This is a genomic window from Runella sp. (genome assembly GCF_027484545.1).
Taxonomy (GTDB): domain Bacteria; phylum Bacteroidota; class Bacteroidia; order Cytophagales; family Spirosomataceae; genus Runella.
Genome location: NZ_JAIXST010000134.1, coordinates 1 through 24,589, shown reverse-complemented (window position 1 = coordinate 24,589; position 24,589 = coordinate 1). Strand labels below are relative to the sequence as shown.

Genomic DNA, 24,589 nt, shown 5'->3' with positions numbered 1-24,589 from the left:
ACTATTGACTAACGACTATTGACTTTTATATGAAACGCCTTCAAATCGCTATATTACTTACCGCACTTTTATCCGCCTGTAACACGGTCATCCTTGATCCGCCGGCGGTAGATTTGCTTATTGACGACATCGTATTCACCCGCTCCAGTGATGTACCTTCGGTACGGATTGGCCTGTATGCGGCGGCTCGTAATTTGGGAAGTCCTACGGTTCAGGCAGGAGATTTTACTGCGGATCACATCATTCACTTGGGGACTTTTACTGATTACAAAGAGTTTGGTACTAAGCAAATTACGCCTGCCAACGGTGTTGTAGCCGCGCTGTGGGGAAGTATTTTTCGGACAGTATACATGAGCAATTTTATCTTGGAACGCCTGCCGACTATCTCAGGCGTAAAATCAGCCGATGCTAAACAATTGACAGCCGAATCCAAATTTCTCAGAGGCTATGCCAATTTTATCGGCGCTTATACGTATGGCGGCATTCCTAAAGTAACCACTACAATTTTAGCAACCAATCGCACTGCAACAAGAGCATCGAAAGAAGAAATATTGGCTTCAGTACTTGAAGATTACAAAGCAGCTCTTGTTGACTTGCCTGATGGCAACCCGCAGGACCGCAATATTTATGCAGGATATGCCACCAAAAACGCTGTTCGGGCGGCTTTAGCGCGGTTTTATCTTTATCAAAAAAACTGGACAGAAGCGGAAGCAAACGCAACCCTACTTATTAATTCTCCCAACTACTCTTTGGTGACTTTTAATGAAGTAGTTACGCGGGATTATAACCAAGAGTCAATTTTTGAATTTGGTTATACCCTCAATGATTACGCAGGCGATATCAATAATTATTTTGTAGGTCGTCGCGAAGTGGTTCCTTCCAACCAAGTGGTGGTTGCCCTTACTTCACGGGAGTCCGGTAATCGCAATCAAACCATTCAATTTGAGTTTGATAAACAGAAAGGAAACGATAACGGCTGGACGCTCAAAAAATATGGTACGGCCGACGAAAGCAATCGAAATTTTGTCATCTTTCGCCTTGCCGAAATGTACCTTATACGCGCCGAAGCAAGAGCACAACAGGGTAAAATCACGGGCTCGACCGGTGCGATTGCTGATATCAACCGCCTCCGTACGCGCGCAGGTGTTGGATTGGCTGCCAACCTCCAACCTCCCTTGTTGACAGCCGCTACTCAAAATGAGATGATCAGTATTATTGAGCGCGAACGAGTGTATGAATTGGCTTTTGAAGGTCATCGCTGGTACGACCTTGTACGTACAGGACGTGCTCAGGCAGTGATCTCGGCTTTTTCAACCAACTGGAATTCTAAATACGAATTGTGGCCTATTCCACAGACGGAGATTCAGCGTAATCCATCTTTGGCAGGACAACAAAATCCGGGTTATTAAAGTAGGCAGTTTAAAATTTGCAGTAGGCAGGGTTGTTTCTGCTCATCACAAGTAATAAAATTCAACATGAAAAAAATTACATATTTATTCACTCATTCACTTATACTTTTATTCACAATTTTAGCAGGCGTGTGGCTTGCAGGTTGCGAAGAAGAAAGGATTGTTTATGAAGGAAGCAGCTTTGTACGCTTCACAGACACCACGTTGAGTTACAAGGAAAGCTATTCAAAAGCGATTAAAGTTCGTGTTCATAACGGCGGGAAAGTCCTCAACGAGTCTATTAATGTCAGTTATGTGGTGGGAGGAACTGCCCGTGAAGGGAAAGATTATCGAATTGAAGGTACAAAGGGAACAGTTATTATTCCCGTAGGCCAAAGTTTTGGTGAAATTACGGTCTATTTGCTCAATAACGCCAATAATATCATTGAATCCAGCAACATTGAATTCACACTTACTGCAGTAAAACCCGCCGATAAAGTGCAGGTAGGTTTTGGAAAAAGCGGTATGGGAAATAAAATTGTCTTTACGATTAGAGATGCCTGCATCATGGACGGAATTTATACCGGTCAATTGCCCGTCAATGCCACGCAGGCGTATCAGTTAGCAGATATTGAAATTTCCAGTGCAGATTGTAAACGTTATACGGTCTCTAACATAAATGTCGGGCTGATAGGGTTCCAACAATTCTTTAATTGGGAAAGCCCAGTAAGTTTTGAAGCAGAGCGCCCTACGCTCGATTTTATTGATAACGGAAACAATACCCTTACCATTCCTCGACAGATAATTCCGCAATTCGCAAGTGGATATGATACCTTGTCAGGAACAGGAGTATGGAATCCTGTCAATAAACGCATTACGCTCAACATTAAAATGAAAGTGTACAGTTATAAGACCAGAAAAGATACGGCCATTGTTCTTCCCCTGACGTACGTTCCACAATAAATAGCTCTGAATCTCATGAAAAATTTTATTCGCTTGTTTGTAGTTGTACTTATTGCCGGTGCGGCAAGCAGTTGCAGTGAAAAACTGGACCCTAAACCGTTGACGTATTCTCAGCTTTTGACGGGCACTGAAAAGAAAGCGTGGACGCTTAGCGCCCTTACCATTGTAGACCAAAAAGACCCTTTTGATTTGGCCGGAAACCAGGTATTGGATCCCTGCGAATTAGATGACCAATTCATCTTTTATGCAAACGAGGAGAAAAAATTAGAATATTCCAACGGGCCTACCAAGTGTAAGAGTACAGAGCCAGATATTCTTATTACAGATGTATGGCAGTTTACCAGCGCCAATGCTACCCTGGAAATGGGTATTCCCCGGATTTTTGGAGGGTTTAAGTTGCCCTTTATTGTCAAATCGTTGACCGAAACTACGATGGTATTGGAATATTATTTTGGAGATATTGATGCCAGTTATCGTTTTAAATTTACTTCGAGCGGGAAATAGAAGAATAGTATAGTATTGCAACCGCGCTTGAATCAAATTTAATAAAAACTCTTACAACCTAATTTGTCATGCTGACGGGTAGGATTTGTCTCTGCAAAAGTTTCGGAGTTGGGCAGCGAAAAATCAAAGTCTTTACAGAATGACAATCATACTTTCTTTATCTGTCAGTTTATGCGTTATATCGTTTACATTTTCGCGCTTTTTCTTTTCGCCGCTACCTTTTCTTACGCGCAACGGCGGCCCGAACCATGCGCTACCATGGAGATGGATAGTTTGCTTCGCCTGCGTAACCCTCAGGAAGGTTCGCTTGATGATTTTGAGCGGGATTTGCAACGTAAAATGGTGCAAATCAAAGCCCGTATGGCTTCCGGACGCGGTACTGCGGAAGTAATTGTCATCCCGATAATCGTACACGTTATTCACAATGGCGAAGCAGTAGGTGTAGGGAGAAATATCAGTCAGGCCCAAGTCCAATCTCAAATAGAAACCCTCAACGAAGATTTTCGGCGACGGGTCAATACCAACGGTTTCAATACGGACTCTCGCGGAGCAGATATTGAAGTTGAATTTTGTTTGGCTCAGTTCAATCCGCAAGGGCAACGCATGGCTGAACCGGGAATTGATCGCGTAAATGGCAACCGTACCAGTTGGGCGAGGAATGACATTGAAGGGTCACTAAAACCAACTACTTCGTGGGACCCTAACAAGTACTATAACATTTGGGCACTGGATTTTGCCGCTCAAGATGATAATTTACTCGGTTATGCCCAGTTTCCGAGCAATTCCAGCCTTTCAGGGATTCCGGGGAATGGCGGTGCCGCCAGTACCGATGGAGTTGTGATTGTATATACCAGCTTTGGGAATTCTCAAAAAGGAAGTTTCCCACTTTTGAAAGCGCCTTATAACTTAGGACGTACGCTTACGCACGAAACCGGCCACTGGTTGGGATTGCGTCATATTTGGGGAGATGCTGCCTGCGGAGATGATTTTTGTGCAGATACCCCTACGCAGGCCTCCGAAAGTCGGGGTTGCCAAAAAGGCAGGGTTAGTTGCGGAGGGGCAAACATGGTAGAAAACTACATGGATTATTCGGATGATGCCTGCTTTAATATTTTCACCAAAGACCAAAAGACCCGGATTCGGGCCGTGATGGAAGTGAGTCCACGGCGTTCCAGTTTGTTGACTTCTAATGTGTGCGGGCAAATTATTTCGGGCAAACCAATTCCAAATTTTGAAGCAGAGAACCGCACCGTATTGTTGGGCGCTCAAGTACGTTTTACGGACCTTTCTACTAATTTTCCGACGGCTTGGCAGTGGGAATTTGAAGGAGGCGATCCGGCTACTTCTACCGAACAAAATCCCACGGTAACGTATAATAAAGCAGGAAAATATAAAGTGACCCTGACAGTTTCCAATTCATCAGGCAGCTCTGTACCACTGGTAAAGACACAATATATTGAAGTGATCAACGCAGGATTGTGTGCCACCACTACCAATTTTGCAGGAACCGAAACGGTCATTCGTCAACCCAGTGGAACGGGCTATGTGGCCGGGCAGAACAGCCGAAAAACCCAAGCCGTTGCCGAGCTATTTACGAATCCGCTTGGATACACCAATTTGCGAGGAACATTTATAAAGTTTGGAGTAGCAAAGGCGGCAAAGGGTACTGAAACAGAATCGGTTGTGCGTGTGAAAGTTTGGAACGCTCGCGGTTTTCAAGGAGGTCCCGGTTCTGAATTAACGACCAAGGAAATTCCACTGCGTCGTATTTTGGACGATGTTAAAAACAATCGAGCCACTACAGTCGTATTTGATCAAAACATTGATTTGTCCCGCCAAAATAATTTATCCTTCCTGATTGGGGTGGAGTTTGATTATGTCGCAGGAGATACGGTAGCCTTGATTACAACCAAGAATGGCGAATCGCTCAATGCAACTTCGTGGGAAAGAAATTCGAGTGGAAACTGGGACCGTTATATAGTCCGTACGGGTTTTAACGTAGCTCATGCGATTACAGCACAGGTAGGAATGAAACCATCAGTGCAGGTACAGGCTTCGGCTCAATTTATAAATCCCGGAGAAGCTGTAACGTTGCAGGCCCGTGGAGCAGGAGTGATTAATTGGTCACCCGGCGAAGGATTGAGCTCGAATCTGGGTCCGCAGGTGACTGCCCGACCAACGCGTACGTTGACTTATTTGGTGAAAGGGACGGGCACAGACGTATGTATAGATTCGGCGAGTACAACTATCTATGTACGTAACGTTCAGATACTTGGCGCCGAAACATTGCCCGAAAAAGATTTTACATTGAGCCCTAATCCTACCGATGGTTTTGTGGAGCTTAGCTTTACTAATGCACTGCGAGGTAAGGTAACGGTGCGTTTGCGAAGCATTACGGGAGCTGAAGTTTGGCGAGGTGAATTTGAGAAAAACAGCGATGCGTTCAACCAATCCATCAACGTGAGAACATACCCTGCGGGGTCTTATTTTGTGGATTTACAATTGGGAGAATATATAGATCGAAAGCGCTTTGTGAAGTTTTGATAGCTGTCGATAACTTTTGGTTATGGTCTATTCTTAGTTTTTGGGGGGATTTTTAGGAATTCCCCCTTTAATCTTTCAATTTTGTGACACAGTTCAGAAATTAGGTTACCTGCTTAGAACTGTTTTAGAAATAATCAGGTTTTAATCGTACCAGAAAAACGGGTAAGAGGGAATAAAAATCCCTTTTCAATTTATAAAATAAGATATTAACTCGATAGAGAATAAGTACTATGTCAATCCCATTCTCCCCCAATGTTAGTGAAGCTGCTCGCAGAGATATTCTCGATTTAGAGAGCAAAATCAGCGTGTTTACTTCCGGTGATGTTCCCGAAGAAGCGTTTCGTAAATTCCGTTTAGCGAGAGGGGTTTATGGACAGCGTCAGGCAGGTGTACAAATGATTAGAATCAAATTGCCGTTTGGTCGTATTACTGTCGAGCAATTGGTTCGTATTGCAGATTGTTCGGATAAGTACGCAACGGGTAATCTCCATGCTACTACTCGTCAGGACATACAACTTCACTTTGTAAAATTGGCTGATTCTCCCGCTTTGTGGGCAGATTTGGAAGATGCCAATATAACCCTTCGTGAAGCTTGCGGTAACACCGTTCGTAATGTAACTGCCTCGGCAAGAGCGGGTGTTGATCCATTGGAGCCGTTTGATGTAACTTCCCTCACGCACGGAATTTTTGACTATTTTCTCCGTAATCCTATTTGTCAGGACATGGGGCGTAAGTTCAAAATTGCCGTTTCTTCCTCAGAAAAAGATTCAGCGTATGCCTATATTCACGACGTAGGATTGATTCCAAAAACGCAGATTGATGAGAATGGAAAGGAAATTAAAGGGTTTAAAGTACTCGTTGGGGGCGGTTTAGGTGCTCAGCCACTTTTGGCCCAAACAGCCCATGAGTTCTTGGAAGAACAATTTGTTATTCCTTTCATTGAGGCAGTCATTCGCGTATTTGACCGCTATGGTGAGCGCGTACGTCGCCACAAAGCCCGCATGAAATACCTTTTAGCTGATATCGGCTTGGAGGAATTTTTGAACCGAGTAAATGACGAACAGAAAGCCCTGAAAAACAAAGAGTTTACTGTTAGCAATCTACAATTTGCAGTAGATAGATTATATACTTCCACTCGTGAAGGAGGTTTGACAAAAGAAGATTTAATTGCTCAGACACAGGATGCCACTTATAAAAAATGGTTAGAGACCAACGTTTTTGAACAAAAACAAAAAGGGTGGTACGGAGTTCAACTGCGTGTTTTGTTGGGAGATATGCACTCTTTAACGGCACGTAAACTGGCTGACATTGTGCGCCAATACGCTGCGAATGATATTCGGGTCACGGTCAATCAGGGCTATTTGCTTCGTTTTGTAAAAGCAGAAGATTTGGCTGCAGTGTATGAAAAACTAAATGAACTTGGCTTAGCCGAGCCTGGTTTTGATACCACTGCCGACATTACTACCTGTCCAGGAACCGATACCTGTAACTTGGCGATTTCGAGCAGTTATGGTATTACCCGCGTTTTGGAAACAATGATGAAGGAAGAATTTCCTGATATTATTTACAACAACGACATCAAAATCAAGATCAGCGGCTGTATGAATGGCTGCGGACAGCATAGTTCGGCCAATATCGGCTTCCACGGCAGTTCTATTAAAAATGGTAAACTCGTTCTTCCGGCTATTCAAGTGTTGTTAGGCGGTGGTTTTAACGGTGTAGGAGAAGGGACGATGGGTGACAAAGTGATTAAACTTCCTGCCAAACGCGGACCTGCTACGTTGCGTACGCTTTTGCACGATTATGAAACCAATGCTTACGAAGGAGAATATTATAACGATTATTTCCTTCGTCAAGGCAATAAATATTTCTACGCACTGCTCAGACCATTGGCTGATTTGACCACTTTAACAAGCAGCGATTATGTAGATTGGGATCATGACGAGCCTTACCAAACAGAAGTTGGAGTAGGAGAGTGCGCCAGTGTTCTGATTGACTTAGTAGGTACAACCCTTATCGAAGCACAGGAAAAACTGGTTTGGGCAAACGAAAACCTTGAAAAAGCCATTTGGGCAGACGCTATCTATCACGCTTACAACGTGTTTGTGACGGGCGCAAAAGCATTGCTTATTACCAAAAGCGTAGCTACCAATACCCAATATGGAATTGTGAGAGATTTTGACGAACATTTTGGTGTTGACTTCGGACGTACATCAGAGACAGGATCTTTCAAAGAACTGGTATTCAGCATTAATAAAAATGAACCAACTGAGTCGTTTGCGCGCACTTTTGTAGGTGAAGCAGTGAAATTTTTGCAACAGGTAAATAAAATACGCCAAACACAATTGGCTTCGGAAGACGAGCCAGAGTTGTCTTTGGTAGAGTTTGGAAAAGATAGTTAAAACAGTAGTTAGCATTGAGTAGTCAGTAGTGAGAATTTTATTCCTTCTGATATGCAATACTTTGTGACTTAATACATTTTATGAAAGTTACTTTGATTGGTGCGGGGCCGGGCGATCCCGATTTAATAACCCTAAAGGGCATCAAAGCGCTTAAAGCTGCCGATGTGGTGTTACACGATGCCTTAGCGAGTACCGAATTATTGGACTATTGCAAGCCTGACTGCGTGATTATCAACGTAGGAAAACGCTTTGCACAGCATAGCTGTAACCAAGACGTAATTAATCACCTGATTGTGGACTATGCTCAGCAATACGGACATGTAGTTAGACTCAAAGGGGGTGACCCGTTTATTTTCGGACGCGGTTACGAAGAACTGGAATTCGCCGAGCGTCACGGTATTGATGTAGAGGTTGTTTCGGGCATATCGAGTAGCTATGCAGTTCCTGCGTTGGCGGGTATTCCACTCACGACTCGGGGAATGAGCGAAAGTTTTTGGGTAATTACGGGTACTACCAAAGACCATAGCCTATCAAACGACCTGTCGTTGGCAGCGCAATCATCTGCTACCGTCGTAGTCCTGATGGGAATGCATAAACTTCCCGAAATTGTCGAAACTTTTGCCCGATTGGGTAAGATGGATTTGCCGGTAGCTATCATTCAGAACGGGAGTCGTCCCGACGAAAAAATCGTAACCGGTAAGGTGAAAAATATATTACAACTGGCTCAGGCCGAAGGCGTTGGTTCGCCTGCTATCATCGTTATCGGGAAAGTAGCGCAACTGGCCGACAAAGTAAAAGAGATTACTCAATTAGCTGATTATTAACCACCCTTCATTAAGTTTCATTTGGTTTAAGTGATTTTTGGGACCTTGTCTTGAAAGTCACTTTTTCTTTTTTAGAACCTTCCGGCAACTTTACCGAATCAAATTAGGTTTAATTTTTAGGTACTTTTGCTGATAAATCATCAATTTGCTTTGAAAACAATCCCCACCGACCCGTACGCAGCACTGCGCTATCCCGAATTTGTCAGCCTCATTACGGCCAATAGTCTCACCACAGCGGCTATCATGATTCAGGAGGTAGTGATTGGGTATGAGCTTTATAAGCTCACCCACGACCCACTTTCTCTGGGATTCATTGGCTTGGCTGAAGCGCTCCCGTATATTTCTATTGCGTTGTTTGGCGGACATTATGCTGATCGCAAAGACAAACGAACGATTATGCAAATCAGTCAAAGTGTAATCCTGTGTTGCTCATTGGGTTTGATATGGGTGATGTATCCCGAGCACCGTTCGCAATTTTCTACGACTACGCTGCTTTTGACTGTGTACGGAGTTTTGGCTGCCATAGGGTTTGCTAAAGGGTTTTATTCCCCCGCATCATCTTCCTTGAAAGCTTTTTTGACTCCCCGCGAGGTGTACTCAAATGCGGCTACGTGGAGCAGTACGTTTTGGCAGGTGGGAGCCATTGCCGGACCGGGGATTGCCGGATTTCTATACGCCTATTTTGGCCTGATAAATACCTTATGGGTTGTGGTAGCTCTATTTATGATTGGTCAGGTGCTTTTGGCGATGATTTCTAAAAAACCAATTCCTGAAACAATGGGCCCTGCGATTGATGTTTGGCAAAGCATCAAAGAAGGAATCAAATTTGTGTATGAAAAGAAAATTCTTTTTTACGCTACTTCGCTGGATTTAGCGGCGGTCCTTTTTGGAGGGGTCATTGCTATTTTACCCGTATTTGCCGAAGATATTCTAAAGGTAGGGGCCGAAGGGCTCGGTATTATGCGGGCGGCTCCCTCGGTAGGTGCGGTGTTGACTATTTTCGCAACCGCCTACTATACACCTACCCGAAACGCTTGGCGTAATATGCTCATTGCCGTGGCCGGTTTTGGCTTGGCTACCTTGGTTTTTGCCGTTTCCACCAACTTTTGGTTATCCGTTCTGATGCTCTTTTTGACGGGCGCTTTTGACGCCATCAGCGTCGTTATTCGCCAGACGATTTTACAGGTTGTTCCTCCCGACCACATGCGCGGACGCGTCATTTCAGTTAACAGCGTTTTCATCAGTTCTTCCAACGAAATCGGCGCTTTTGAGTCAGGTTTAGCGGCTAAATTGATGGGAACGGTGCCTTCTGTGCTCTTAGGAGGCGGACTGACGATGGTTATTGTGACGTGGGTATGGCTGCGCTCCAAAGAACTGTTTGGAGTGAAACTGACTTGAGAACAGGATTCTTGGTATTTATCTAAACAATTTAGGCAACTATCGAGTTATGCACCTATGTTCCTCAAATCTCTGTCAGTGAACAATAACAAACTAAATATTTCCTTTCAACAACGTCCCGGTCTCAATTCCGAAGACTATTACGTGGATAAAAACACGGGTTTTCTGGTATTTACGGACATCTACCACAAAAAGCGAGGTTACTGCTGCAAAAGCGGTTGCCGGCATTGTCCGTATGGATTTAGGAAAGTGAAAAGTTGATGGCTAGGTTTTAGAAAGACCGTTGGACTTTTATAAAACAAATCGCCTCAAAATCAACACATCGTTGGCTCTTGAGGCGATTTTTGCTGATTCCTATACTACTTACTGCGCACTGAAAATAGTCTTCATCGCATCTTCGTAATAAAACAGGCGCTCGTTGAGAACGTTGAGGGCTTCGGCTTTGTCTTTGGACCAAACCAAAATCGAGAGATTGTGCTCTGAGGCTCCATACGAAATCATCCGAATCGGGATGTGTTTCATGGCTTCAAATACTTTCAGGGCAATGCCTTCTTTATCGGCTTTGAAATCGCCTACGATGCAGATGATGGACAAATCGCGGTCATGTTCTTCCAAATCAGCGATTTCGCTCAATTCAGCCGTGATTGCGGCCAAGTTGGTGTCATTGTCAATCGTAACCGATACCGACACTTCCGATGTCGTTATCATATCCACCGGTGTTTTGTATTTTTCAAAAATCTCAAATACCCGACGCAGGAAACCGTACGCATTTAGCATACGAGTCGAATGGATATAAATCGCCGTAAGGCCGTCTTTGGCCGCAATGGCTTTGATTTCGCGGTCGGTAGTGGTCGTTGCGATGAGGGTACCAAATGCCTGCGGTTCCATGGTGTTTTTCAGACGAACCGGCACGCCGCGTTGTTTAGCGGGAGTGATCGTACTTGGGTGTAAAATTTTTGCCCCGAAATACGCCAGTTCTGCGGCTTCTTCAAAAGTCAACTCGCGAATTGGGAAAGTACGTTTTACGATGCGGGGGTCGTTGTTGTGCATTCCGTCAATATCGGTCCAGATTTGGATTTCTTCAGCACGAATCGCTCCACCAATCAGCGAAGCTGTATAGTCTGACCCTCCGCGCTTGAGGTTATCCACTTCACCGCGCGGATTGCGACAAATAAACCCTTGGGTGATAATGAGTTGTTTGTCGGCTTGTTGACTTAGCATATCGCTCAAAAGCTGCTCAATGGTTTCCAATTCTGGTTCGCCATCGGTATCAATGCGCATAAAATCAAGGGCCGGTAACAACACCGAACTTTCGCCTTGTTCTTCCAAATACGCTTGAAACAACTGCGTACTCATGATTTCACCCTGCGCAACCAGTTCTTTGTCTTGTTTGAGCGTAAAAGGACGACTTTTTAAGACTGAACGAATGAAACTGAATTCGTTATCAACAATCGTTTGCCCCTTGGTAAGACTCTCTTCGGTACTGTATAATTCCTTGATAAACGCATCGTAATGCGCTTTCAAAGCTTCTATTTTTTCCTGAACTTCGGCATCGTTGTTGGCTTTTGCCGATTCTCCCATCGAAATCAACGCATTGGTCGTACCTGATAAGGCCGACAATACCACTATTTTGCGTCCGCTATCGTCCGTTATAAGTGTTCTGATTGAGTGCATCCGTTCGGGTTTTCCCACCGACGTTCCGCCAAATTTCCAAACTTGCATTTTTATAAATAATTAGTAATTGATGAATTTGTGACTATTCTTATTTATTGAGGTTTGGCCTGTCTCTTCGCCATTCCCCAAAGGGCAATTCCTACCCAAATAATATTAACGACAGCCGAGGGAATGGCTCCGTAAAAAAGCGTATTAAAAATCAGAAAAGCACTGCCTGCCAAATTGGCCCACAGATACAATTTGGAGCTGTGATGAATTTTACCGCTGATGTTGAGGGCATACGCACCTACCACAAGGACAGAACCCACCCAGCCAAGAACGTCTATTATAATGCGTTGGGACATTTTTTCTTACTGTTGATTTTTAGAATACGATTCGCAATTATTTTTTTACACTGTCAATATACAAGGTATCCGGGCAAAAGTCGAGCTCGTTGCTCCATACAACTGTTCCATTGAAAGACTTTACTGAATTGAATACAGTTTCATCAGCCAATTCTGAGAAAATACCTTTGATTAAGTAAGGTTTTATGTCGAAAATACGGGTTTCGTGGTTAGAAAAAAGAAGTTCTAACTCATGATTTTCCAGTGGTTTAACTTTTATGACTCTCGGATTCACATTCGTTTTATTTTAAAGGGTCTATTGGGAAAATTCTTTGTCCATTGACTGCTAATTGCCAGTCGGCCATTAAATCCTCACGGCGTAACTCTATCCAAGCTTCACTAACTTTGTTTTGGACCTCGGTAAATTACCATCAATCAATTCACCTGTCTCAATGGAGAAAACCGCTTCCATCCCGCTATAACTAACATGAATATGAGGTAAATGATGTTGTTTGTTGTCGAAATAATACAACGAAACAATTAAGCCATAAAACATTGAAATAACAGGCATCGCTTTTAAATTTTCCGCAAAATTACAAGATAATCCTTAGAAACTTGTCCCGTTTACCAATACTTGAAAATTGTCGTGATGATCTTGTATCCGGCCAATACAACTCCTTTGGCGGTACCCGAAATTTTGGAAAAGCCAATGCGTTTTCGGTAATGTACGGGCACTTCGGTGGTTTTCATGCGTTGTTTGGCGGCTTTCAGTTGCATTTCTACTGTCCAGCCATAGGTAGTGTCCTGCATATCCAATGCCAGTAATTTATCCCATTTTATGGCTCGAAAAGGCCCTAAATCAGTATAATGAACTCCGTAGAGCAAACGCATCAAGAGCGTGGCGAGCCAATTGCCAAAAACCTGCTGAGGTGTCATCGAACCGCGTTCACGTTTTCCTAATGCCCGCGAGCCAATCACCATATCGTAGCCTTCTTCAAGGATAGGTTTGACCAGTTCGGGGAGCTGTTCGGGATAGTCGGAGTGATCTCCATCCACAAAAACAACAATATCTGGCGGAACAAGCAATGATTTAATGTATGTTATTCCCCGCAAACATGCTCGCCCATAGGCAGGAAGAGGCTCATAAACTACAGTAGCTCCTGCTTCTCGGGCGCGGGCTGCCGTTTGGTCGGTAGAGCGATTGTCGGCTACTACAATTTCTCGCACCCATTCTTTTGGAATTTCGGCGATAACTTCTCCAATAGCGGCTTCTTCGTTGTAGGCGGGAATGATGACAATGATGTTCAAAAGTTTGCGGTTTGAGAGTTACAAGTAGGAGTTTGCAAAGATAGGGAAACTTTAGGACGGGTCGTTTCGTTTAAGTTTTGAGACAATAGAAATCAGACCCATTCAGCGTTGAACCTTTAGCCCCCAAAGCCTAATTTCAAACATATCTATGCACTGTCAACCCTTACCACTTACCGCCACGGGCGCATTCCCTCCTCTTTTTTTAGATTATATTTCCCAAAAAGAACAACTTCAGCCTTTTTACGGACATTTTCCTACCCTCAACAATTTTGAAAAGCAAATACAGCAAAAAAAATCGGATGCTCATGTAGACAGAAGTATGCTGGTGAAAGTGCTTAAACGTCAATATAAGCACTTGAAGAACAGTCCTGATTTGTCGGTTTTGGAACAATCCAATACGTTTACTGTGACTACGGGGCATCAGTTGAATATTTTTACGGGACCATTGTACGTGATTTATAAAATTGTCACTACCATCAATTTAGCGCGTAAATTAAAGGAGGCTTATCCCGACTCTAACTTTGTGCCTGTATATTGGATGGCTACAGAGGACCACGATTTTGAAGAAATCAGCTATTTCAATTTGTTTGGTAAAAAATATACGTGGCAAACGCAGCAAAAGGGTGCCGTGGGCCGTATGAATCCCCGCGAATTGGGCGAGGCACTCAAAATTTTACCCGAAAAATTACCCCTTTTTGAGAAGGCTTATCTAAAGCACGATAAATTGGCCGATGCGGTACGTTGCTACATGAACGATTTGTTTGGCAACGAAGGTTTGGTCTGTATTGACGGGGATGATGCTGATTTAAAAAGACTCTTTTTACCCGTCATCGAAGAAGAACTTACTCGGTCAACAGCACATGGACTGGTTACCGATACTACGTCGCAAATTGAGGCGTTAGGGTATCATACGCAAATTACTCCGCGGGAAATAAACCTTTTTTACCTGGAAGACGGCGTTCGTGAACGAATCGTAAAAGAGGGAACTTCCTACCAAGTGTTGAATACAGATTTAAAGTTTTTAGAAACCGAGATTCTGGAGACTGCCCGTCAACACCCCGAACGATTTAGCCCTAACGTGGTGCTTCGGCCGCTTTATCAGGAGATACTTCTTCCCAACTTAGCCTACATTGGCGGTCCGTCCGAAGTGCCGTATTGGATGCAGTTAAAGGGCGTATTTGACCATTTTTCAGTACCTTTCCCGTTATTGTTACCCCGTAATTTTGCGCTGTACATCAACGCGGCCAGCAGCAAGCGGGCCGAAAAACTGGGCGTAACGGTGGAGAATTTATTTTGGGATGATGTACGTTTACGGAAATCGTTTGTTGAAAAAGCTTCGACGATTTCGCTCGAACTAACTCAGGAAAGGCAAGCGATTGAGCAAATTTTCAATGATATTCTCCGAAAAGCCATTGTAATCGACAAAACGTTGGAAGGCGCTGTTAATGCCGAGAAAACGAAGGTTATCAATACGTTGGAGAATGTAGAAAAAAAGCTCCAAAAAGCGGAAGAACGAAATCATGAAACGGAAATTAATCAATTGCTGGGGTTAAAGGCCAAACTTTTTCCGAGTGGAGGTTTACAGGAACGAAGCGAAAATTTTTTGAATTTTTACTTGAACGACAGTACGTTCATCCAAAAATTGTTAGACAATTTTGACCCGCTTGCCTTTCAGTTTAATGTCTTGACAGAGGAAGAAGAATAGACATAACGCAATTGGATGTAAAACACAGAAGCCGACTTTTTCAAAAAGCCGGCTTCTGTGTTTTAGAATGTAGTGGTATTAAGCATAGATAGATTCTTTGCCAAATTTCTTTACCAATAGGTAATAAAATACCACGCGTAATTTTCGGTTGATTCCTTTGAGCGATGCGACAGTTTCGGCAATAGCGGCATCCAATTCAGGACCGTCGGGTAAACCTAATTTGCCAATTAAAAAGTTAGTTTTCACCCGATCCAATTCTTCTTGGTCTGATGCAGCTACTAAAGATGAATCCTGATTGTAAATGGAAGGACCTAATCCTTTGGCTACGGCAGTCAAAAGGGCTTCGTCTGCACCTACTCCGATACCGCTTAATTGCTCAATGGATTTTTCTATAACCTCTGAAAATGCACTCATGGTTTTGGACTTTTAAGGGTTTAAATAATTGATTTATGAATTCAGCCCAATAATCGAAAAAATGCTCAAATTCTACAAGGCTTTACGTCTTTTTTTTGATTCGCTTATAGACTTTCCAACATTGAAGTACTTGGTAAGTAAGGTCGTAGTCGGTAGAAAGAAGCATAAATTCCTCAGAAAAATCGCAGAAATAACGAAAGCGTATCAAGCCATCGCCACTCAACTCAGTAGCTTGCCCGGCAATCATCCCAAAGCGATAATTAGCTAAATCACGGCGGCGTTTTTCCTGCATCAGCATCGCTACCATGCGGTCTTCTTTCGCTGACTTGCTAAAAAGTTCATACAACAAAGTAATCGGAGATTGAGCCATGGAAATTGCTTCTCCAAACGAAAGGTTTTTTCGGGCTTCGGGCTCGGCCAATACTTGTTTTATTTCTTTTTCGAGCTGTTGTTCGCGTTTGGAAGTCACTTTTACTTCGGGCAATTCAATGGCTTTATCCAATTTTTTCAATTGAATTGTAATTTCTTCCGAGTTTCCATCCCACCGAAAAGCCCCTCGCACGTGCGTAAGGCTGGCAATTTCGAGGGAATCACCTACGGAAGCATCCAAAAAAAAGACCCCTTGCTTGTTGGTTTTGGTCATGTCTCTGGTTTTCAGGTTGGTAATTATTGCCAAATTGAGCCCTTCTTTGGTAGAAACATCCACGACTTTGCCTATGACATAGCCTTTTTGGGCATAGAGATGCCCAGTCAGTGTCCAAAAAATGAGTAAGAAATATGTATAAAAACGATTCACAGGTTGGGAAAAAGAGACGATAAATTTTTTAACGTCCAATGATTATAAATGTTGTTCAGTTTCCGAAAGCCATTTTCGATAATCTCCGTGGGCAATTAGCCTGAATGATATAACCGATTGGCAAAAAAGATACACCCGGCAATGAATCGTTTCTCCATTTTCAAGTTCGACAGGAACTTCTTGGCGGACATATTCAGGATTGAAATCATGAATTCCTTCGTAATGATCCAGAGAAGTAATGGTTTTTTGAAAATCAGTCAATTCCCAAACTTCTCCCTGTACATGGGTAGTTGCACCGGGTTGGTAAACAGCGCCCGGGTAGCTGCCTAAGTCGAATAGTTGTCCGGGGAATGAACCCTTTCCCCGCCAAATGCCCTTCTGTTTCAGCTTTTTAGAAAAAGGATTTGAAAAATCCTGCATCAATGTTCCATAGACAAAAAGGAATTTGTTGCCGTTTTCTTTGTCAACTTTCACAAATTTTAACGTTAATTTTCGATGGATAAACCGATGGTCCAACGGAAATCGTTGGGTTTTCGTCCAATTGCCGTATAACTTTCATAGGCATCCTCAAATCTAGTACGCAGACTGATGGCGTTACTCAGTTTATAAGCCATAGTCAGTGTACTGCTCCAGCGAAGGTTGTTGCGTACAGAAATTGCCGGTTGCAAAAATACAACACTCGTAATTCTAAACTTTCCTGATTTACCCGGCGCAAATTCACCCAGCAATCGGGTCGAGTTTCGCCATACATCAATATCATTCCTTTCAGTAAAGTCGGTTACTTCGTGTAAAATCAAGTTCGTAATTGAAAAATAGACTTTCTGTTTCTGAATAATCTTGAAACCCACACCCGCAGCTTGGGTCCAACGATTCAGGATATTTCGCAGGTTACTTTTCTCCCAAGATATAAATGCCAGACCGTAAATTGGTTTTTGGTGCCAAAACGAGCCTCTCATATCGGCAAAGAATTCTCGCTCAGCCAACAGTTCGCCTTGTTTTCCATAGACAAAAGAAGGACTGCTTGATAACTTGAATTGGTTGGTAGGCTTCCAATCCAACGCCGACGACAGCTGTAGTAATATCCGTTGTACGTTTCCCGCCGAAGCAATGCCATCCGTTGTAAATCGGTAATGAAACTTTGCCGTGCTGTCTTGTTCTGATTCCGCAACGGCATAGTTCGGATCGTCGTCTCCGCTGCCAGTCGTATCAGTTGAAACGACCTGTAAGGTATCTGAGGATGTACTTTGGGCCGTGGCTTCGCAACAAAATACAGCCATTGAAATGATAAAAAGTAAAAATAGTCGCAAGGTTTATGGGAATTAGGTCAGTTATACTTTTTAGACTAAACTCTACAAATATAAGCTAAAACTTTAAACTCACGCCATTTCCGTTGATTGCAATGGTGTCCAATAAGCGATGCAAACGGGGGTTATCGGAACGATGTATGAAATAATTGGTTAGGTCAAAGACCAACAAAAAGCCGCCCTGAACGATTACCGCCTGCCCAAATCCTCGAAAACGGTCGTTTCGAATTGGGCTTAGTTCGGTTTTGGATTTGTCCAACAACCAAAATCCGCTTGTGACATACGCAAGGTCCAAACCGGTATTGAGCAATAAGCTATTTTGGAGTGCGTAGTGCTCTTTTACTACCGAAGAAACGGTTGAAGATGAGTGTTTTTTACGTAAACTCAGGAGGCCAATACCCGCAATACCCACATTAACAGCATTCCAATACAAATTCATTTCGTGGAAATATCGGTTGCTTCCTTCGGCCTGACCAATGGCAATGCCGCTTACGGCCAAATTAGCTACCGACCAACCTGCCAATGTCAAAGTACTGACTCGCTGAAGATGCGCCTGTCGTTCTGTGATTTCCTGAAGTGTAGTTGCCGATTGGGCATGAAGGGATAACGTGGCAACAATCGCCATGAAAATAGCCGCTGTTAATTTTCTCATTGTGTGGTTCCGTTAAGGTTCAATGAGCAATACCTTTTGGGATATTTTTTGGTTTTGGAATTGCCCTACTAACCAATACAAACCGGAAGGGGCATTTGTTTGAAGAAGATAATCATTTGTGGTGACAGATTGCCGGCTAAATGGGAATGATTGTCCGTTAAGTGAAACCAATTGTACTTGGGAAGGGTCAATATTTTGCAATCTTACTCGAATTTGACGGGCAGAAACGGGATTTCCATAGAGCCAAATTTCCGGCTTTTGAGTATCTGTTTTTACCGAAATAATTTTTGAAAATTCAAACTTTCCATCGGAGTCAGTTTGCCGAAGGCGAAAGTAATTTGTGCCCGGCATAGGAGACTCATCCGTAAATGTGTAGTAAGCCTTGTCACGGGTATCGCCTACAGCCGCTACTGTTTTCAAGGTAACAAATTCTTTCAAATCGCTGCTGCGCTGTACTTCAAAATAAGCGGCATTGCGTTCCCAAGCCGTTTCCCAACTTAATTGAATTTGGTTGTTGAAAACCTGCCCTCGAAAATAAGTTAGCTCGACAGGTAAAGGAACCACCAAAACAGTACCGTTTATGTGCAGATTATCAAGCCTGAGCGTGCCGAGATTATCCATAGCCGAGTGGGCATAAATTCGGAAACTGACGGTGTTTTCCAAACCATTGAACGAAACGGAATAGTTGTAATTGCTAAAATTCGTTCCGACGGATGCAGAACCAATATTACTGCCAAAGCCATCCTGATTCGTACGAACGGATAATTGCGTTGGCCCCTGAGCCGATCTGTTACAATCAAAAGAGATAGAAGTAATACTCATCCGATAATTTTGAGGAGTCAACGACACTTCCACGTATTTGCTGCCATCGAGTCCGGTCGTTGGCCACAAACGAATGCTGATGGCATCACCAGTCGCACCGGCCGGATAGCCTGCCGCATTGACATTGGAGAGATTGGCAGGTGAAATGTTTATGTTGGGATTATTAACGTTGCCGCCGGTGTTTCCTTCAAAATCCCACGAAGCAGTAAAGGGACTTTGGGCATGCGCGGCAAACGCAAAAAGGAAAAATAGAATAACGTACAGCTGGATTTTCATTGCTTTTCCTCTTCAAATGATGAACGTCTATTGAGTAACTAAGAAGCCGATTATTCAATAGACGTTCATTTGAAAAAAAGTAACAGAGTTGCTGTTTACTCCGTTAGAAGAAATCTATAATGTCTTAGCTTTGTTCCAGTATTCATCCATTTCGGCAAGGGTCATTTCATGCAATTGTTTGCCGTCTGCCCGAGATTGAGTTTCGAGGTAATTGAAACGTTTGATGAATTTTTTGTTCGTGCGTTCGAGCGCAGTTTCGGGGTTAATGTCAATAAAACGGGCGTAGTTGACCAACGAAAACAACAAATCACCAAACTCACCTTCGGCTTTTTCTTTGTCAATCACCGAATTGTCTTCGGCGTTGAAATGCTCTTTAAATTCCTGCATTTCTTCTTCTACTTTTTCCCATACCTGCTGTTTTTCTTCCCAATCAAAACCTGCACCCCGCGCTTTTTCCTGAATACGCATGGCTTTGACAAGCGCTGGCAGCGAGGCAGGAACACCGCCCAATACCGACTTATTGCCTTCTTTGAGTTTGATTTGCTCCCAATTTTGCTTGACCTGTTCTTCGGTTTCGGCTTTTACCAGTTGGCCGCTGCCATCGCCATAGATATGCGGATGACGCACGATAAGTTTTTCACAAATACCGTGCAATACGTCTTTTATCTCAAAGTCGTTAGTTTCGGAAGCGATTTTGGCGTAAAATACAATGTGTAACAGAATGTCACCCAACTCCTTTTTGATTTCAGGCAAATCATTTTCCATGATAGCATCCGAGAGTTCGTAGGTTTCTTCAATCGTCAAATGCCGTAAACTGTGCATGGTCTGCTTTTTGTCCCATGGACATTGTGTCCGCAAATCATCCATGATGTTGAGAAGACGGTCAAAGGCGAGGAGTTGTTGCTGACGTTGGGCAGGTAATTGCGAAAAATCGGTCATTGGAATATAAATTCTTAGAATAGATTATATGGAGAAATAACCTTAAAAGCTTGGATAAAGTGTCCTTTTGACTTGTATTTTATGGTAATCTGTTGATTTTAAAGTTTTAATTGACAATTTCAAAGCAATGCCGACAGGCGAACCATTTATCCTGTCGGCATTTTGCCCTCAAATCAAGAGAAATCGTCGTCTTACTTAAAACTTGTACTTAATGCTCATTCCGCCAAAATAATTGGCTTTGCTTGGGCCCGGATTTACGTCCGTGGTTACATTGGCGGGATAGCCACTGCCCGGATCGGTATCATTGATATTGTTTCCCAAGAACAGGAATGTGTAATTGATTTGATTGGTGAGGTTATTGCCCGCTACAAATACATCCAAATCCACTTTTTTACCTGCGTACTTATAGCCAATCTTGCTGTTCAGCAAAGTAAAGCCCTTTACACTGTTCTTATTTGCAAAATCGGTATATACATCACCCAAATAATTGAGGGTGTTGTTCCAATAGAAAGCAATATTGGTAGTGATATCAAGCCCTAACGTATACTTGGTTGGAGGAACGCCTACGACCTGTTTTTGGGAATAGTCCACCACGTCGTTGCCAAATTTGGTTTTGAAATCGCTATACTTGAAGTTATAACTTGACAGATTGAAAAACGGCTCTATTTTCTGAATAAATCCTTTGCCTTGGTTAGGAGTCAGGATGTAGCCCAAGCTTAATTCCAGCCCTTTGTTGTTTTGATTTCCTGTGTTTGCCCAGTAGGTGTAAGTTCCACCCGTAGGTATTACTCCTGATAGTTGAGTCAGTTTGTTAGTAATATCAATGGAGAATAAGGAGAGCTTATAATCTAATCGGTTGTTAAGAAGTAAGCCTTGGAATCCTAAATCCCACATCCGTGCTTTTTCTGGCAACAAATCGTCGTTTGTTTTATTGACGGTCGTGATAAAGGCCGTTGTTGCGGTTGGCGCATTGTAGCCTTCACTGTAGCTTAAATTGATGATGTGGTTTTTAATCATTTTCTGCAAAGCCACGTGCGGGTTGATGGAGGTTGCAAACGATTTACCAAATGATAAATCTTTGTTGTAACCTGTCACTAAACCAAGAGGTGCCAGTAAATCAGTCCGATTGTAGTTGAGTTGGTTGGCACTAAGCCCTAAAATCAACGCTAAATTAAGCGATTTGATGGTAGTTCGGTTGTGAATAAAAAATGAATTTTGGTTGGTTACGTACTTAAAGTAGGAGCCTTTGGAAATATCCTGAACTTTAAGAGGATTTGCATCGTCGGTGCCCAGAAATCTATAATTGGAAATCAATGATCTTGATTGTTGAATTTCGGTTCCTAAGTCTAATTCATTGAACGCATTGACACCAATATTGGATTTTAAATTAAAAACAGACCTAAGACCAAAATTTGGGTTCATACTACTTTCATCAGCACCGGCAGCTACTCTTTTGAAATCCTGATTTGAGTAAAAAATGGAGGTAGAATTGCTGAGTTTACTCGAAAAAGCGTAGCGATTAGTTAATGCAAAACGAGTTGCCTGAATATTATTTCGTGCATTTTTCTTGGTATATGCAGGATTCCCGTTATCGATACCCGCATAATAATCTGCGTACGAAATTTGTCCCGTAACGCCCTCGTGCGAGTAGTTATGACTAAAGTAGGCTGTAACGGTTTGCTTTTTGTTCAATTTAAATTCACCAAAATAAGTCAAGTAGTTTTTTAAACTGTTGCCGCGCGGACGGTAACCGTCTGACTGTAAGTGGCCATAGCTCAAAAACATAGCAGAACTGTCATTTACTACGTCCAAACGGGTATTGGATTGAAACAAACCATACGAACCGACAATCAGTTTTTCGGACAATGACACACCCTTTGTTTCAGAAGGTCGGAGGTAAAAACGAGCAACACCCCCTACACCGCCGCCGTACATGGTCGCGGCCGGCCCTTTGATTACCTCAATGTTGTTGACCAGGCCAAAATCAATATCATCCATAATGGTTATTCCATCTGCCGTCGTAATGGGCACTCCGTTGTAGTAGGCTTTGATACCCCAGTTATTGAATTTTTGGTCGTTGCCGTAGCCCCGAATTACGATGCGTTGGCCACCGAGTTGGGTCCTTTTATCTACCTGAACACCGGTCATTGTTCCAACAGTTTGCTCTACAAAGGCGGGATTGTTTCGGTTGAGGTCGGCTTCGGAAAGCGCTTCTACCGATTGGGCATGACGCATAAACTCGGCTCGTTCTCTGGCCGCTTTCTTTTTCTCTTTGATAATGACTTCGTCCAGCGATTTGGTAGTTTCCTGAGCAAAAGTGATACCTGCGCACAAGAGAATATATAATAAAAGAAGAGATTTTTTCATTGAAAATAGAATGTTGATTTGAAATTCCTGATTGGACATTTTTTTAAGCAATACACTGCCCTATCAATACAGAAAGTATTGATAATATTAGGCTGAATACTTTATTCTAAATGGCTTTAGGAGGGTCCAGGAGTTTTGAGAAGTACAAAAAACAGTAAATTGAAATAGAGTGGATGGATTGTTGCCGAGAGTAGAAAAATGAATTTTTGAATTCGTACTGAAAATCGTTTGTCGGGATCAGCTGCTGGAAAATCAAATTCAAAATTTCCTTTATTACGCCATTCATCGAAGAAGCATCGGACTGAGAAAGGGCTTGAATATGTACGGCCAATCTACTTTCTTCGTTGTCTGAAAGGCAATAGTAATGAACCAAACCCTTCATAGTTTCGGTCCGTACTACGTCGTATAAATTATCATTGAACCAAAACTCTTTTCCTTCTTTTTCCCACTCCATGTTGGCCAAGTTTTGGGAGGTACCTACAATACAAACTAACTCTTCGTTTTCTAAATGGCGGGCAATTTTTCGGATTACTTTTTCTCGAATCAATTCTCGCTGAATACTCAAAATGGCGACAAAGCCTCCGATTTTGAGTAAGACCAGCAGAAGAAAAAGAGCCGAAAACCATTTTTTCATTTAGCAATAATGGTAAGAGTAAGTTAGACTAACAAAGCTTCAACTTTAAATCGAATTCACTTTAAAACTACCACTTTTTTACAAAATCACGTCCTCCAACATCTTGATATATTGGGAAATGCCCTCTTCTATTTCGTACAAATAAATAAACTCATCGGCGGTATGCGAACGACCTGAATGTCCCGGGCCCATTTTGAGTGATGGGCAGTCAATCAGTGCCTGGTCGGAAGTAGTGGGTGAACCGTAGGTAGTGCGACCTAATTTGATACCTGCTTTAACAATAGGATGCTCGACAGGAATGCTTGATGGACGCAACCGAATGGAACGGGCGGCTATTTCGGACTGAATATTTTGTTGAATGACCGAAATTACTTCTTCGAGTGTGTATTGGTCAGTGACGCGCACATCTATCGTAAACTTGCAGGCGTCGGGTACCACATTGTGCTGTGTTCCCGCGTTGATAATTGTCACCGACATTTTGATGGGCCCCAGCGTGGGTGATACTTTAGAGAATTGATAGCTTCTAATCCACTGAATGTCTTCAATGGCTTTGTAAATGGCATTTTCGCCTTCTTCGCGCGCCGCATGTCCTGATTTTCCGTGGGCAATGCAATCAAGAACTAAAAGTCCTTTTTCGGCTACTGCTAAGTGCATATCCGTGGGCTCACCCACAATGGCAAATTCAATGGGAGGCAGGTCATCCACAATCATTTCCAGACCTTCCCGTCCCGAAATCTCTTCTTCGGCGGTAGCGGCCAACACAACATTATGGGTCAGATTAGGGTTATCGTAAAAGTAGCAGAAGGTAACGATAAGCGAGCAAAGCGAACCCCCGGCATCGTTGCTTCCCAAACCAAATAGTTTTCCATCCTTTACAAGCGGCTCATACGGATTCAGCGTCCAGGAAGGATTAGGTTTGACAGTGTCGTGATGTGAGTTGAGTAAAACGGTGGGTTTATTTGGGTCAAAGTACTGATTATAAGCCCAAATGTTGTTTTTTTTGCGATGAAAAGGGGTGCCTTTGCGATTGAAAAAATCCTCAATTAAAGCAGCGGTACCTTCTTCTTCTCGACTAAAGGACTGCGTAGAAATCAGTTGTTTAAGTAATTGAATGGCCTCTTGCGCCAGTGCGTGGGGGGATGAAATTGTGCCGGTTTCAGACATAAAAATTGGTTTTGACCAGTGCAAAGTTACAGAAATGGAGTTAACAGTTTACAGTAGTCAGTTTACAGTTTGTCATTACCTAAAATAGGTTGACAGGTTTAGATAAAGATTCAATATAGTTAAAATTGTAATATACATTGATTTGGGTTTATATTTTTTGATTCATCACAAGTCCAAATAGGTAGTTT

24 protein-coding genes are annotated in these 24,589 nt (G+C 42.9%); 9 read left to right on the top strand and 15 right to left on the bottom strand.

The features are described 5' to 3' along the window. Nucleotides 1-29 precede the first annotated feature (29 nt). The 8 genes from Q0081_RS12135 (at nt 30) to Q0081_RS31875 (ending at nt 10,284) form a co-directional block, all read left to right on the top strand. Nucleotides 30-1,409: a RagB/SusD family nutrient uptake outer membrane protein gene (locus Q0081_RS12135; RefSeq protein WP_298353389.1), complete on the top strand. Its 1,380-nt coding sequence runs from the start codon at nt 30-32 to the stop codon at nt 1,407-1,409. A gap of 66 nt (nt 1,410-1,475) precedes the next feature. Then, nucleotides 1,476-2,351 carry a hypothetical protein gene (locus Q0081_RS12130; RefSeq protein ID WP_298353387.1) on the top strand — a complete coding sequence of 292 codons (876 nt, stop codon included), beginning with the start codon at nt 1,476-1,478 and terminating at the stop codon, nt 2,349-2,351. 15 nt (nt 2,352-2,366) lie between these two features. Continuing rightward, complete coding sequence (locus tag Q0081_RS12125; RefSeq protein ID WP_298353386.1) at nt 2,367-2,855, top strand: hypothetical protein; 489 nt, start codon at nt 2,367-2,369, stop codon at nt 2,853-2,855. Nucleotides 2,856-3,026: 171 nt separating this feature from the next. Next, nucleotides 3,027-5,399, top strand: a complete 2,373-nt coding sequence (locus Q0081_RS12120) for a PKD domain-containing protein (protein ID WP_298353384.1) — start codon at nt 3,027-3,029, stop codon at nt 5,397-5,399. A 230-nt stretch (nt 5,400-5,629) separates the two neighbouring features. Further along, nucleotides 5,630-7,801, top strand: coding sequence for a nitrite reductase (locus Q0081_RS12115; RefSeq protein WP_298353381.1), 2,172 nt, complete (start codon nt 5,630-5,632; stop codon nt 7,799-7,801). An 80-nt stretch (nt 7,802-7,881) separates the two neighbouring features. Next, the gene (cobA, locus tag Q0081_RS12110; protein WP_298353378.1) at nt 7,882-8,625 is read left to right on the top strand and encodes a uroporphyrinogen-III C-methyltransferase; all 744 of its coding nucleotides are present in this window, start codon (nt 7,882-7,884) and stop codon (nt 8,623-8,625) included. Nucleotides 8,626-8,775: 150 nt separating this feature from the next. Beyond that, a complete protein-coding gene (locus tag Q0081_RS12105; RefSeq protein ID WP_298353373.1) occupies nt 8,776-10,023 on the top strand; it encodes an MFS transporter in 1,248 nt (415 codons plus the stop codon). A 57-nt stretch (nt 10,024-10,080) separates the two neighbouring features. Further along, nucleotides 10,081-10,284 (top strand): DUF5522 domain-containing protein, encoded by a 204-nt coding sequence (locus Q0081_RS31875; RefSeq protein WP_336912957.1) that lies wholly within the window; start codon nt 10,081-10,083, stop codon nt 10,282-10,284. A gap of 102 nt (nt 10,285-10,386) precedes the next feature. Here the strand turns inward: Q0081_RS31875 and Q0081_RS12095 are convergent, their stop codons facing one another. The 5 genes from Q0081_RS12095 to Q0081_RS12075 all read right to left on the bottom strand — a co-directional run bounded on the left by Q0081_RS12095 (nt 10,387) and on the right by Q0081_RS12075 (nt 13,328). Then, entirely contained in the window at nt 10,387-11,745 is a 1,359-nt protein-coding gene (locus tag Q0081_RS12095; protein ID WP_298353368.1) for an aspartate kinase, read from the bottom strand. A gap of 44 nt (nt 11,746-11,789) precedes the next feature. Continuing rightward, the gene (locus Q0081_RS12090; RefSeq protein ID WP_298353365.1) at nt 11,790-12,041 is read right to left on the bottom strand and encodes a CBU_0592 family membrane protein; all 252 of its coding nucleotides are present in this window, start codon (nt 12,039-12,041) and stop codon (nt 11,790-11,792) included. Between the two features lie 37 nt (nt 12,042-12,078). Then, nucleotides 12,079-12,315, bottom strand: coding sequence for a DUF2442 domain-containing protein (locus Q0081_RS12085; protein WP_298353362.1), 237 nt, complete (start codon nt 12,313-12,315; stop codon nt 12,079-12,081). A gap of 90 nt (nt 12,316-12,405) precedes the next feature. Beyond that, nucleotides 12,406-12,576 carry a DUF4160 domain-containing protein gene (locus Q0081_RS12080; protein WP_298353616.1) on the bottom strand — a complete coding sequence of 57 codons (171 nt, stop codon included), beginning with the start codon at nt 12,574-12,576 and terminating at the stop codon, nt 12,406-12,408. A 68-nt stretch (nt 12,577-12,644) separates the two neighbouring features. Then, complete coding sequence (locus tag Q0081_RS12075) at nt 12,645-13,328, bottom strand: glycosyltransferase family 2 protein (RefSeq protein ID WP_298353359.1); 684 nt, start codon at nt 13,326-13,328, stop codon at nt 12,645-12,647. Nucleotides 13,329-13,476: 148 nt separating this feature from the next. On the opposite strand from Q0081_RS12075, the gene bshC reads away from it, so the two are divergent. Further along, complete coding sequence (gene bshC / locus Q0081_RS12070) at nt 13,477-15,033, top strand: bacillithiol biosynthesis cysteine-adding enzyme BshC (RefSeq protein WP_298353356.1); 1,557 nt, start codon at nt 13,477-13,479, stop codon at nt 15,031-15,033. A gap of 78 nt (nt 15,034-15,111) precedes the next feature. On the opposite strand, the gene Q0081_RS12065 is transcribed toward bshC, so the two are convergent. The 10 genes from Q0081_RS12065 to Q0081_RS12020 all read right to left on the bottom strand — a co-directional run bounded on the left by Q0081_RS12065 (nt 15,112) and on the right by Q0081_RS12020 (nt 24,401). Next, nucleotides 15,112-15,447 (bottom strand): DUF2853 family protein, encoded by a 336-nt coding sequence (locus tag Q0081_RS12065; protein ID WP_298353353.1) that lies wholly within the window; start codon nt 15,445-15,447, stop codon nt 15,112-15,114. Between the two features lie 82 nt (nt 15,448-15,529). Continuing rightward, nucleotides 15,530-16,243: a hypothetical protein gene (locus Q0081_RS12060; RefSeq protein WP_298353350.1), complete on the bottom strand. Its 714-nt coding sequence runs from the start codon at nt 16,241-16,243 to the stop codon at nt 15,530-15,532. Between the two features lie 42 nt (nt 16,244-16,285). Next, entirely contained in the window at nt 16,286-16,717 is a 432-nt protein-coding gene (locus Q0081_RS12055) for a gamma-glutamylcyclotransferase (RefSeq protein WP_298353347.1), read from the bottom strand. An 11-nt stretch (nt 16,718-16,728) separates the two neighbouring features. Continuing rightward, a complete protein-coding gene (locus Q0081_RS12050; RefSeq protein ID WP_298353345.1) occupies nt 16,729-17,550 on the bottom strand; it encodes a DUF481 domain-containing protein in 822 nt (273 codons plus the stop codon). 55 nt (nt 17,551-17,605) lie between these two features. Then, the gene (locus Q0081_RS12045; protein ID WP_298353343.1) at nt 17,606-18,199 is read right to left on the bottom strand and encodes a DUF6992 family protein; all 594 of its coding nucleotides are present in this window, start codon (nt 18,197-18,199) and stop codon (nt 17,606-17,608) included. A gap of 12 nt (nt 18,200-18,211) precedes the next feature. Then, nucleotides 18,212-19,297 (bottom strand): T9SS type A sorting domain-containing protein, encoded by a 1,086-nt coding sequence (locus tag Q0081_RS12040; protein ID WP_298353340.1) that lies wholly within the window; start codon nt 19,295-19,297, stop codon nt 18,212-18,214. A 114-nt stretch (nt 19,298-19,411) separates the two neighbouring features. Then, the gene (gene mazG, locus Q0081_RS12035) at nt 19,412-20,236 is read right to left on the bottom strand and encodes a nucleoside triphosphate pyrophosphohydrolase (protein WP_298353337.1); all 825 of its coding nucleotides are present in this window, start codon (nt 20,234-20,236) and stop codon (nt 19,412-19,414) included. Between the two features lie 195 nt (nt 20,237-20,431). Continuing rightward, entirely contained in the window at nt 20,432-22,603 is a 2,172-nt protein-coding gene (locus Q0081_RS12030) for a TonB-dependent receptor (protein WP_298353334.1), read from the bottom strand. Between the two features lie 106 nt (nt 22,604-22,709). Next, nucleotides 22,710-23,237, bottom strand: a complete 528-nt coding sequence (locus Q0081_RS12025; protein WP_298353331.1) for a hypothetical protein — start codon at nt 23,235-23,237, stop codon at nt 22,710-22,712. Between the two features lie 78 nt (nt 23,238-23,315). Beyond that, entirely contained in the window at nt 23,316-24,401 is a 1,086-nt protein-coding gene (locus tag Q0081_RS12020; RefSeq protein ID WP_298353329.1) for a M20 family metallo-hydrolase, read from the bottom strand. Nucleotides 24,402-24,589 lie beyond the last annotated feature (188 nt).

Excerpts from the sequence above, each read along its gene's own strand:
- Q0081_RS12025 (WP_298353331.1), bottom strand. The coding sequence starts at position 23,237 with ATGAAAAAATGGTTTTCGGCTCTTTTTCTTCTGCTGGTCTTACTCAAA.
- Q0081_RS12090 (WP_298353365.1), bottom strand. The coding sequence starts at position 12,041 with ATGTCCCAACGCATTATAATAGACGTTCTTGGCTGGGTGGGTTCTGTC.
- Q0081_RS12030 (WP_298353334.1), bottom strand. The coding sequence starts at position 22,603 with ATGAAAAAATCTCTTCTTTTATTATATATTCTCTTGTGCGCAGGTATC.
- Q0081_RS31875 (WP_336912957.1), top strand. The coding sequence starts at position 10,081 with ATGTTCCTCAAATCTCTGTCAGTGAACAATAACAAACTAAATATTTCC.
- Q0081_RS12095 (WP_298353368.1), bottom strand. The coding sequence starts at position 11,745 with ATGCAAGTTTGGAAATTTGGCGGAACGTCGGTGGGAAAACCCGAACGG.
- Q0081_RS12120 (WP_298353384.1), top strand. The coding sequence starts at position 3,027 with ATGCGTTATATCGTTTACATTTTCGCGCTTTTTCTTTTCGCCGCTACC.
- Q0081_RS12135 (WP_298353389.1), top strand. The coding sequence starts at position 30 with ATGAAACGCCTTCAAATCGCTATATTACTTACCGCACTTTTATCCGCC.
- Q0081_RS12040 (WP_298353340.1), bottom strand. The coding sequence starts at position 19,297 with ATGAAAATCCAGCTGTACGTTATTCTATTTTTCCTTTTTGCGTTTGCC.
- Q0081_RS12080 (WP_298353616.1), bottom strand. The coding sequence starts at position 12,576 with ATGTTTTATGGCTTAATTGTTTCGTTGTATTATTTCGACAACAAACAA.
- cobA (WP_298353378.1), top strand. The coding sequence starts at position 7,882 with ATGAAAGTTACTTTGATTGGTGCGGGGCCGGGCGATCCCGATTTAATA.
- Q0081_RS12020 (WP_298353329.1), bottom strand. The coding sequence starts at position 24,401 with ATGTCTGAAACCGGCACAATTTCATCCCCCCACGCACTGGCGCAAGAG.
- mazG (WP_298353337.1), bottom strand. The coding sequence starts at position 20,236 with ATGACCGATTTTTCGCAATTACCTGCCCAACGTCAGCAACAACTCCTC.
- bshC (WP_298353356.1), top strand. The coding sequence starts at position 13,477 with ATGCACTGTCAACCCTTACCACTTACCGCCACGGGCGCATTCCCTCCT.
- Q0081_RS12115 (WP_298353381.1), top strand. The coding sequence starts at position 5,630 with ATGTCAATCCCATTCTCCCCCAATGTTAGTGAAGCTGCTCGCAGAGAT.
- Q0081_RS12065 (WP_298353353.1), bottom strand. The coding sequence starts at position 15,447 with ATGAGTGCATTTTCAGAGGTTATAGAAAAATCCATTGAGCAATTAAGC.
- Q0081_RS12125 (WP_298353386.1), top strand. The coding sequence starts at position 2,367 with ATGAAAAATTTTATTCGCTTGTTTGTAGTTGTACTTATTGCCGGTGCG.
- Q0081_RS12130 (WP_298353387.1), top strand. The coding sequence starts at position 1,476 with ATGAAAAAAATTACATATTTATTCACTCATTCACTTATACTTTTATTC.
- Q0081_RS12045 (WP_298353343.1), bottom strand. The coding sequence starts at position 18,199 with ATGAGAAAATTAACAGCGGCTATTTTCATGGCGATTGTTGCCACGTTA.